The sequence below is a fragment of the Sporosarcina beigongshangi genome (assembly GCF_033485195.1).
In the GTDB taxonomy this organism is placed as follows: Bacteria; Bacillota; Bacilli; order Bacillales_A; family Planococcaceae; genus Sporosarcina; species Sporosarcina beigongshangi.
The window spans coordinates 18967-29300 of record NZ_JAWLIR010000047.1; the positions used below are offsets into that span (position 1 = coordinate 18967).

The 10334-nt window shown below is 39.0% G+C and carries 10 protein-coding genes; all 10 read right to left on the reverse strand.

Annotated features, from left to right (window positions below; all coding sequences use genetic code 11):
* Position 1 precedes the first annotated feature (1 nt).
* Complete coding sequence (locus R2B77_RS16020; protein WP_203249089.1) at positions 2-1606, reverse strand: extracellular solute-binding protein; 1605 nt, start codon at positions 1604-1606, stop codon at positions 2-4.
* Positions 1607-1624: 18 nt separating this feature from the next.
* Positions 1625-2500, reverse strand: a complete 876-nt coding sequence (locus tag R2B77_RS16025; RefSeq protein ID WP_203249090.1) for a carbohydrate ABC transporter permease — start codon at positions 2498-2500, stop codon at positions 1625-1627.
* Positions 2501-2521: 21 nt separating this feature from the next.
* Positions 2522-3463 (reverse strand): ABC transporter permease, encoded by a 942-nt coding sequence (locus R2B77_RS16030; RefSeq protein WP_203249091.1) that lies wholly within the window; start codon positions 3461-3463, stop codon positions 2522-2524.
* A 117-nt stretch (positions 3464-3580) separates the two neighbouring features.
* Positions 3581-4552, reverse strand: a complete 972-nt coding sequence (locus tag R2B77_RS16035; protein WP_203249092.1) for a LacI family DNA-binding transcriptional regulator — start codon at positions 4550-4552, stop codon at positions 3581-3583.
* A 270-nt stretch (positions 4553-4822) separates the two neighbouring features.
* The gene (locus tag R2B77_RS16040; protein ID WP_203249093.1) at positions 4823-5221 is read right to left on the reverse strand and encodes a VOC family protein; all 399 of its coding nucleotides are present in this window, start codon (positions 5219-5221) and stop codon (positions 4823-4825) included.
* A gap of 102 nt (positions 5222-5323) precedes the next feature.
* Positions 5324-5602: an ArsR/SmtB family transcription factor gene (locus R2B77_RS16045; protein WP_203249103.1), complete on the reverse strand. Its 279-nt coding sequence runs from the start codon at positions 5600-5602 to the stop codon at positions 5324-5326.
* A gap of 176 nt (positions 5603-5778) precedes the next feature.
* On the reverse strand, positions 5779-6522 hold the full coding sequence (locus tag R2B77_RS16050) for a DeoR/GlpR family DNA-binding transcription regulator (protein ID WP_212391928.1): 744 nt from the start codon (positions 6520-6522) through the stop codon (positions 5779-5781).
* A 27-nt stretch (positions 6523-6549) separates the two neighbouring features.
* Positions 6550-7449 (reverse strand): ribokinase, encoded by a 900-nt coding sequence (locus R2B77_RS16055; protein ID WP_203249095.1) that lies wholly within the window; start codon positions 7447-7449, stop codon positions 6550-6552.
* Between the two features lie 2 nt (positions 7450-7451).
* A complete protein-coding gene (locus tag R2B77_RS16060) occupies positions 7452-8435 on the reverse strand; it encodes an ABC transporter permease (protein ID WP_203249096.1) in 984 nt (327 codons plus the stop codon).
* A complete protein-coding gene (locus tag R2B77_RS16065) occupies positions 8413-9939 on the reverse strand; it encodes a sugar ABC transporter ATP-binding protein (protein WP_203249097.1) in 1527 nt (508 codons plus the stop codon). Before R2B77_RS16065 ends, R2B77_RS16060 begins: the two co-directional genes overlap by 23 nt.
* Positions 9940-10334: the final 395 nt, after the last annotated feature.

A 10334-nucleotide genomic window follows, 5' to 3' on the forward strand; every position in this document is an offset into this window, starting at 1 on the left:
GTTAGTTTGAATTCCTGTCATAACCATCCTGTTTAATTTGTAGCCATGTAGGAAATTTCAATCGATCTAGCTCTTCTAAATACTCGCCCCACTCTTCTTCAGCTTTTCCAGTTTTAATCCACTCTGCACGTTTTCTATGCACATAAGCGAATAGGTCTGTTTCGATGCTTGAAAGCTCTTTTAATTCATCCAGGGAGAAAAACACTTTCGGATAAATATTGTCAGCATACATATGTGGTGACATGACTTCCTTCATTTGATTTAGTCGCTCTACTGCATCATCTGGTTTTGTCGTAGCTACGCCATAATATTCATCCAGAATAGCTAATGGTCCACCAATATTTGTTTTTTGTCGTAGTTCAGCTGGTGCCGTTCCTTCTAGTGCAAGGTGCTTCAGCATATTTGCGCTTTCGTCATACTCAAAGATGTTTTGTTGCTCTGTATCTCCATAAGTTCCCCAGTTATTTTGCACAGATTGCACAGGATCATAAAGCTGGTCAATCCATTTAGCCGTTAACTCTAAGTTTTGGTTAGCACTTGTAATAACCATTTTCCCGCGGTCAAAGCCCATGCCGTTTGTACGTGCAACATGAATATTACCTTCAGCATCAGCAAGTGGGGGCATTAGCTCATATTTATCGTTGTCGCCACTAATATTGGCTTTATCCCACGTGAAGTATAAACCGTATTTCTCGTCTTTCCCTTTAGCCACATACGTATTGAAGTCTTGTTCGAAAGCCTCTTCATCAATAAGATTGTTTTTATATAGGTCAGCAAAATACATCATGGCATCACGATAACCTTCGTCCGCTGCTGTAAAGATAACTTCACCTTCATTGGATACGACTGTGTGATCCCAGTTGTCGCCTAAGCCGAATGGATTGAATAAAAATGCAAAATCCTCCCCGCCGTGGTTAATGATGAAGGAAAGTGGAATTTCATCAGCCTGACCATTACCATTTGGATCGTCATTTTTGAAAGCTAGTAACACCTCTTTTAGCTCTTCTACATTCGTTGGCATATCCAATCCTAAATTGTTGAGCCACTCTACGTTAATCCAAGGGAATGTATCGATGGAGTGAATATTTTCTTTCCCAGCACCTAACTCTTCAATCCAAGGAAATGCGTATATATGGCCATCTGTTGCTGTAATCATAGACCTATATTCCGGTTTTGCTTCTAGTACCTTTTGCAAATTCGGCATATACTGGTCGATCAGATCTTCCACGGGAATAATCGTACCGTCCTTCCCTAACTTTTGAAGATCATAATCACTGTAAACAGCGTCTAAAATAGCGTCTGGCAAATCACCACTCGCAACCGCCAAATTTCTCTTTTCAATGAATGAATCCGTCGTATAGTTTTTCCATTCAATATTGACACCCGTTTTTTCTGCTAATCGTTTGTAAATTAACTTGTCATTCGGATCTGTCGGTGCCAAAGGCGAGCTTTGGGTCATGAACTTTAAGCTCACTGCTTCTTCCAATGGAAAGGTAATATTTTTTAGCTCATACGCCTCAGATGACGTGCCACTATCCTTGCTACATCCCGCAAATAATAACCCCGTAACGAGTAAAGCTGCTAGTGCTTTGTTGCCCTTCTTCATACTAAAACCCCCATTTTTTTATTTTATTGAACCAACCATTACGCCTTTTTCAAAATACTTCTGGAAGAAAGGATACATAATGATCAGAGGTAAACTAGAAAGAATAATAGATGAGTATTTAATCATTTCCGACATTTTTTTCAACTCTGCCATGGCAAGCTGATCGCCAATCATGCCAGGCTGTACCTCGTTTTGGATAAGAATCGAACGTAGCACTAACTGCAATGGATGTAATTTGGCATCTTCTAGGTAAATCATTGCGTCAAAATACGAATTCCATTGGCCTACAAAGGCATATAATGCAAGAACAAAAATAATCGGTTTAGATAGCGGTAAAATAATCTTGAAGAATATAAGTAAATCAGATGCCCCGTCGACTTTTGCCGCTTCTTGGAGTTCCTTAGGAATGGCTTTGAAATACGTTCTAGCCAAGATAATATTCCAGACACTAATCGCACCTGGCAAAATAATAGCCCATATGCTATTTAACATCCCTAGATCCTTGACCACTAAATACGTTGGGATTAAACCACCACTGAAAAACATCGTGATAAGGAAGAAAATCATAATGACTTTCGTTCCTCTAAACCCTTCAACAGATAGTGGATAGGCAGCGAATATAGAAACAACAACTGTCACAACAGCAAATCCGACTGAATACAGAATCGAGTAAAAGAACCCTCTAATAATTGCTTCGTTTTGCAAAATTTTCACATAGCCTTGCACACTCCAATCGTCCGGATTGAATGATATGCCTTTGCTCAGCAAGACGTTAGGATCTAAAAATGAGGCTAACAAGACATAGAGCAACGGCAACAGAATGAGCAATGTAGCAATAATTAAAACGAATTTATTTATCGTTAGTAGCAATTGATCTCGTTTTGAATAATTCATATTCCTATCTCGCGCCTCCTTTTAATAAAGACCTTCACCTTCATTAAGTTTTTTAACTACATAGTTCACGAAAACAAGTAAAATCACATTGATAATAGAGTTAAATAATCCAACTGCTGATGAGTACGCATAGTCTCCAGCTTGAAGCCCTACTTTGTAAACATAGGTTGCAATAATTTCAGATGTTGGTATATTCATAGCCGTTTGCATCAAATAGGCTTTCTCAAATCCAATGCCCATGATTCCACCTGCTGCAAGGATGAATAGCACAGCCATCATCGGTTTTAACGTTGGAAGATCGATATGTCGCACTCTTTGTAATAGCGAAGCCCCGTCAATGGTTGCTGCGTCATGGAGCTGGGGATCCACATTTGCAAGCGCTGCCACATAAATGATAGAAGCCCAACCTGCCCCCTGCCAAATACCCGAAAGAATATAGATCGATATAAACGCATCTGGGTCAGACATGAACGAAATCGGCTTATCCATGAAAAACGATAAAACCGTATTAATGGGTCCCATTGGTGATAAGAAGATGAACAGCATCCCTGTAATGACAACGACCGAGATAAAATTCGGGGCATACAGAATGAGTTGAATATTTTTCTTAATAGATGCTCGTTTCACTTGATTTAACATTAACGCCAGAATAATAGGTACTGGAAACCCTAACACTAAGCCGTAGACACTTAGTTTAAGCGTATTCATAAAAATGTCTCCGAAGTTGGGTGACGTTAAAAAATTTGTGAAATGTTCAAATCCTACCCAATCACTTCCCCATATTCCTTTCATAGGACTGAAATCTTTAAAGGCAATAATAGATCCGTACATCGGAATATACTTAAAGATGATTGTCAAAATAATCGCTGGGGCCAAAAATAAATACAGCGTGTAGTTTTGAATCATATACCGTAACAAACTTTGTTTCTTATGAGGTACGTTTGTTTTTGTCTCAGTGGTCATTTCTATGCATAGCCCCCTTTACTGTTTTTTGATTTGTGAGTTAATAATATGTCAGCCACTTTCATATGTCAACCGCTTGACATAAAATAATTTTAAAAAAACCTAATCTCAAAAAAATTAGGTTGTCTCATTGATTAGCAGTTGAACAGGCAATGTCGTTTCATATGGACCCGAGAGTTCAGAGTTATCAATCATATCCATTAATTTTTTCACAGCTGTTTTAGCAATTTCCTCAATCGGTTGTTGAATCGTCGTTAATTGAGGCAATAGATGCATGACTGTTGTAGTACCATCATATCCGACAACCTTTAATTGGTTGGGTACATGTATGCCCAATTCTTTTGCAATCCGCAAACAGGATGCGGCAATCATATCGTCACTTGCAAATATGCCGTCCGTTTCAGGGTACTCTGTAAAAATACTTCTCATTATCTCAATGGATTCTTCATGATCTAATGCTTTTGTAATTTCATATGTAATTGGATTTTCCACTAAATCCTCATAGGCTTTCCTCCTAAATTGAGCTGGTGTTTCTAATTCAAGGGGACCATTGATATGAATGATCGATTTACACCCTCGATCTATTAAATGCTGGACAGCCAATTTTCCACCCGCATAGTTATCAGAACCTACCACGGGTATCGTTGGTGCCAAGTAATGATCAATCGCAACAATAGGTAGCTTGGGATACTTATATGTATCGATTCCCCGGTTATACGAACAAACAATGATGCCATCTACTTGATGTCGAATAAGCATTGTCGCGTAAGCTTTTTCTTTTTCAAGCTGCCCATTACTATTACAAAGAATAATTTTAAAGCCCAATGAAGAGCAAACGTTCTCGATATATAATGCCAATTCGCCAAAAAAAGGATTACTGACAGTCGGTAATATTAACCCTATGAAATTTGTTCTCTTTTTGAATAAAGACCTTGCAACGTCATTCGGGTAATAATTCAGTTCCTTAATAGCGTTCTCCACTTTTTCTTTCGTCCGCTCACTAATATAGCCTCGATTATTCAACACCCGAGATACAGTCGTCGGGGATACCCCCGCTACCTTCGCAACATCTTCTAGTTTTACTTTCATAATATGTCTCCTCGTAATAAAGTATATTTATTCCCAATATTAATTACATCTTAGCATATACTACTGGCTGATGACTTACTAAGGAAGCCTCTTATAAGCAAAGTAGTATGGAGAACGTTAGCAATTGTAAGATGGCAATAATTTTATAGTTTAAACATGTATAACCCCGTCCTAAAATCAGGACAAGGTTAACATTAGGTTATTTAATTTTCGAGAAAAAAACACTTCATCAAACTTAAAACTCACCTATAAAACCGTTTAAAAACTAGGTCATTCCTCATAATGTTTACTTTGCGCAATTTGAATAAAGTTGCCACATGTATCATCGAAAACAGCCAATGTGACTTCGCCCATTTCTGTCGGCTCTATCGTAAACTTCACGCCTTTTTCCACTAATCGTTTGTACTCTTTGTGAATATCTGCAACGCCAAACATTGTTGCTGGGACGCCTTCGGCAAATATTTTCTTTTGATATTCTTTGGCCGCTGGATGGTTATTCGGTTCGAGCAAAAGCTCGGTACCGCCTTGATCATCAGGAGAAACAAGGGCTATCCACCTAAATTCCCCGGTGGGAACGTCATGCTTTTTTACAAAGCCAAGCGTATCTGTATAAAACGCCAATGCCTTGTCTTGATCTTCAACGAAAATACTAGTAACAATAATTTTCATGCTATTTTTTCCTCCTTCGATAATTGCGACGTATGGTACTCTGCTAACAATCTGGTTCCAAGCAAAGAAATCCATACGTTCGTCAGAAGTATTTTGAAAAAGTTATTCGATCCACCCTTTCAACAAATTTTTAAGTGGCTCGTTGTTAAATGTAAGAACTCGATATTTCCCTTTTCGTTTTGATTGTACGAGCCCTGCATCTTCCAAGGTAGCAAGATGTTTTGCGATCGCCTGTCGCGAGATAGAGAGGTTGTGCTTCGTAATGAGACGTATCGTAAGTTCATAGAGCGTTAGCTCGTTGCGTTCGGATAGTTCGTCTAGTATAAGTCGCCGTGTCGAATCGCCAAGTGCTTTAAAGATTGCGTCTTTGTCCTCATTCATACATTGATTATAGGCAACCATAAAGTTGCTTGTCAAGCATAAGCAACTTTATGGTTGCGTGATAAGGAACTGGAATAATTCCCACAAACAAAAAAACACCTGTCCCCAGCGCATTACAGCATGAGCGCAGTTGAGGACAAGCATTTAATCAATGATTCGGAATGACATGCAAACAGTTAATCCGCAACCAAGTACTCAATGACACCATCGAGTTGCGGGATGACTTTGTTGGTAATTAGTGTACTTTCATGAATCCCGAATGCTTTCACTAAAGTACTTTTATTAAACTTTGAACTGTCAGCTAAAACAAAGCATTTTTGGGAATTGGGATTTACGATACTTTTTTTGCTCGCTTCACGAAAGTCTGGAGTATTAAAGCCTATATCAATACCAAAACCACTTATGCCTAGGAATGCTTTATCAAAATGTAAATTTCTTAATGTTTCATCTGTTAATGGACCTACAATCGAATCCAGATTCCGGTTAACTTCTCCACCAACAATAATACAGCTTGCTATATTCTTTCCATTCATCTCATTTAAAACTTGTATATTTGAAGTAATCACTCTTACACCCGTTGCTTTAATGTATTTCACCATTGCTGAACAGGTCGTACCCGAATCAATATAAATAACCTCTTCATCCTCTACTAAAGATGCGGCAAACTTAGCTATTTTTTCTTTATCCTCTTTATACAGCAATTTCTTAGCGCCTACAGGTATTTCATAAGAATCTAGCTTTAGTTTAACAGCGCCTCCGTGCAAAAGTGTAATGTAATTTTGATCTTCGAGCATTTTCAAATCTCTTCGAATAGTGGATTCCGATACACCATCAAGTATCACCAATAAATCCTCTATGTACATAATTTTTTTATTTTCTAATTCATCCATTATTTTTTCTCGTCTCACGAAAGGAATCATGTCTACGACCTCAATATCTCGTTAAATTTATAGATCTTGTAGAGTTGGCATTGCTTCTTGTGCACCAATTTTCGTCACCGTCTTTGAGCTAACCAACGAGGCAAAATCACCCATCTCATTATAAGACATTTCATGTATGATCGTGTAAGCCAATGCACCAATATACGAATCTCCCGCACCTGTGGTTTCGATTGCATTCACTTTTTTTGAAGGAAAGAAGTACTTTTTCTGTCCATCATATAGCAAACTCCCTTTTTCCCCTAGTGTTATGATTAATAAACGATTCGCATATTCGAAGAGCTGCTCGCAAACCTGTTCGGCTTCTTCAATTGTCGTCACATTTTCTCTAGCATAATAGCTAGCTTCTGTTTCATTGACAACAAAATAATCAACCATTCTTAAATACTTTTCGTCTACTGGACTTGCTGGTGCAGCATTTAAAATAATTGTACAATCATGCTTTTTAGCAGTCTGAATTGCGTATTCCACGACTTCCTTCGGTATTTCCAACTGCAAAATGATTAGTTTACTTTTTTCAAATAAGGACTCGGCTTTATCGATATCCTCGCACGTCATGCTATAGTTGGCGCCCTTTGCAATCGTTGCACTGACGCGACCATCTGCAAGCGTATTTACGATACCAAGTCCCGTATTCGTATTGGCTAGTGTTACATAATCCACATTCAAACCGTATCTAGCCATACTCTCTAACATCTCACTACCAAAGTTGTCATTCCCTACTTTTCCAACCAAGTACGTTTCCAAGCCGAGCTTTGCACATTGTACTGCCTGGTTTGCTCCTTTTCCTCCGTGACCAAAGGTTACACTGTCGGCAGAAAATGTTTCACCAATTACAGGGAGTCGTTGCTGTTTTAAGAAAAAATCGTAATTAATGCTGCCAATCACTGTAACTGCTTCTTTATTCATGATTAGCTGCCTCCCTCTCCGGCCATCTTCTTTTTATTAAATTTAAAGTTTTTAAGCTTATCTTGTATGACTTCAAAATAGGCAGCTATGACAATTATAGCACCTGTGGCAATATACTGCCAAAAAGTATCTACACCTACAACAACCAATCCTACTTTGAGCGTGGACAACAGAATGGCGCCTAGTAATGTCCCAATCATACTACCTCTTCCACCTGCTAAACTTGCTCCCCCGATTGCTGCTGCAGCAATCGCATTTAATTCATAGGATTGACCTGCTGCCGGCTCTCCAGATCCTAAACGAGCCAATAACACCATTCCAGCTAAGGCAGCTCCCGCCCCAGATATAGCATAAGCCATCATTTTGGCTTTATTTACATTTACGCCTGACAGAAGGGTAGCTTCCTCATTACCACCAATCGAATAAATATAAGTACCTAGTTTTGTGTACTTCAAGATGATATGACCTACGATGGCAAAACCAATCAATACGAAGATCGAAAATGGAATTGTTCCAAAAACCTTAGTGTTAAAGATTCCTCTAAAACCATCCGGAATATTAAGTACTGGCCAACCACCCGTTATAACATAAGCAATCCCTCTGTAGGCACTCATTGTACCGAGTGTCGCGATAAATGGTTGAAGCTTAAGTTTTGCGATTAACATTCCATTGAATAAGCCTAGTAAAAAGCCTAATACAATCCCACAAACAATGGCAAAGATAGGATCTACGCCTCTTACTAACAAATCCCCCACCACTACAATGACAATGGCAAAGATCGAACCGATAGACAGGTCAATCCCACCCGTAACAATCGCAAAAGTGATACCGAGAGCGAGCAATCCATTGATAACACTTTGGTCCATAATGTCTAGCAAATTTCCTGTGCTTAAATAGACTGGCTCTATGATCGAAAAGACAATGACCATTATCAATATTGCAGCAACTAAGCCAAATTCTCTACTATGCCCTTTCATTTTCAACATCTTTGTCTACCCCCATTGCATACTGAAGAATATCCTCTTCAGTTAGATCGTTATTTTTAAATTCTTTTACTTGTTTTCCTTCTCGCATGACGATAATTCGATCACTGAGTCCCAAAACCTCCGGTAATTCAGAGGAAACGACAATAATCGATTTACCCATTTCAATCAATTCCTCCAGCACACGGTAGATTTCCGCCTTAGCGCCTACGTCAACGCCTTTAGTCGGCTCATCTAATATCAATATCTCCGCATCAGAGGACAGCCACTTGGCGATGACAACCTTTTGCTGGTTCCCCCCGCTTAGGTTCACAGTCATGTATAGAGGATCTTTAGGTCTTAAATTAATTTCCTCCGCATAGTAGTTGCAGTTTTCAGTGACGCGTTTATGATTTAATAGGCCAAACTTCGTGAACTTCTTCATTTTTGAAAGGCCTACATTATTAGCATTATCAAAATACTTAATGAACCCTTGTGTTTTTCTATTTTCCGGAACCAAACCGATTCCTAGTTTTACACCTTGTTCTGGAGACTTTATATCCACGAGCTTGCCGTTTACTTTAATCGTTCCTCCAGTTTTCCTCGTAGCACCAAAAATCGTTCGAACGACATCTGTCCTTTTAGATCCGACTAGACCGGCGATCCCTAATATTTCACCTTTCTTCAGATGAAAATTAATATCTTCAAAAACGCCATTTACAGTTAAGTTTTCTACCTCTAGTACATTTTCTTCGGAAATCGCTGATGCTTTCGTTCTAACTGCGTAAGCTGATACATCTCGTCCGACCATTTTCTTGATCAATTGTTCTCGTGTTACGTCCTTTATATCAAAGGTTTCGATATGCTTACCATCACGAAGGACAGTTGCACGGTCACAAATTTGGAATACCTCATCCAAGCGATGACTGACATATAAAATGGTAATACCGTTGCTTTTTAGATCTTCGATAATTGAAAAAAGCGTGTCAACCTCTTGGTTTGTAAGTGCAGCAGTCGGCTCATCAAACGATATTACTTGGGCATTATGGTAAAGCCCTTTCGCAATCGCAATCATTTGCATTTCTCCTGTACTTAGCGTCCCTGCAAGATCTTCACTTTTAAACCGGCATCTCATTCTCGTCAGAATTTCATTTGCTTCTTTATGAAGCTTTTTATAATCAATAAACATTCCTTTTTTAGGTTCAAAGCCTAAGGTAATATTTTGTCCCACAGTCAATTCGGGAATTAAACTTACCTCCTGGTGAATTTTAGAAATACCATCTTTGATGGCATCATTGGCGTTTTTATAGGACACAGCTACGCCACGAATTTCCACCGTACCCTCGTACTCATTATTTACACCATGAAGTGTATTTAACAATGTTGATTTACCTGCCCCATTTTCGCCTAAAAGCGCATGAATCTCGCCCTGTTTTATCTCGAAGCTCACTTCATCTAAGGCTTTTACGCCAGGATACACTTTTGAAATGTTCCGAAAACTAACAATGCTCTCCGTTTGTTTTCCCATAATCATTCCCCTTTTTAAAGACTATAGCCGAATCGATTCGATTCGACTATAGGAATAATTTGTCTTCGTTCAGCGGAAGAACCCCGCTGAACGAAGACAAAGCCTCCGGCGGATGTCACAGATTTTGAAAGGAGTTAATTGAGAATCGAACAGCAAAGGGTTTGATTTGCCGTATTTCTGCGTTTTTTGCAGAAATTAAGGCACTTAGATAAGCTCAATTCAAAATCTGGACGCAATTACGTCAAGGCGTAATTGATTATCATTACTTAGCCAATACCGGCTCTGTCCAATTAATAATTTCTTCAGCTGGTGTATCTACGTTTGTTGCATCAATGAGTGCCTGTGGTGTCCAGATTACACGTGGCAATTCTTGTCCACCTAGTTGACGAAGAATC

Bases quoted from the DNA above. Each gene is read 5' to 3' on its own strand.
- R2B77_RS16035 (WP_203249092.1), bottom strand. From the start codon at position 4,552: ATGAAAGTAAAACTAGAAGATGTTGCGAAGGTAGCGGGGGTATCCCCG.
- R2B77_RS16030 (WP_203249091.1), bottom strand. From the start codon at position 3,463: ATGACCACTGAGACAAAAACAAACGTACCTCATAAGAAACAAAGTTTG.
- R2B77_RS16040 (WP_203249093.1), bottom strand. From the start codon at position 5,221: ATGAAAATTATTGTTACTAGTATTTTCGTTGAAGATCAAGACAAGGCA.
- R2B77_RS16055 (WP_203249095.1), bottom strand. From the start codon at position 7,449: ATGAATAAAGAAGCAGTTACAGTGATTGGCAGCATTAATTACGATTTT.
- R2B77_RS16025 (WP_203249090.1), bottom strand. From the start codon at position 2,500: ATGAATTATTCAAAACGAGATCAATTGCTACTAACGATAAATAAATTC.
- R2B77_RS16060 (WP_203249096.1), bottom strand. From the start codon at position 8,435: ATGTTGAAAATGAAAGGGCATAGTAGAGAATTTGGCTTAGTTGCTGCA.
- R2B77_RS16050 (WP_212391928.1), bottom strand. From the start codon at position 6,522: ATGATTCCTTTCGTGAGACGAGAAAAAATAATGGATGAATTAGAAAAT.
- R2B77_RS16065 (WP_203249097.1), bottom strand. From the start codon at position 9,939: ATGGGAAAACAAACGGAGAGCATTGTTAGTTTTCGGAACATTTCAAAA.
- R2B77_RS16020 (WP_203249089.1), bottom strand. From the start codon at position 1,606: ATGAAGAAGGGCAACAAAGCACTAGCAGCTTTACTCGTTACGGGGTTA.
- R2B77_RS16045 (WP_203249103.1), bottom strand. From the start codon at position 5,602: ATGAATGAGGACAAAGACGCAATCTTTAAAGCACTTGGCGATTCGACA.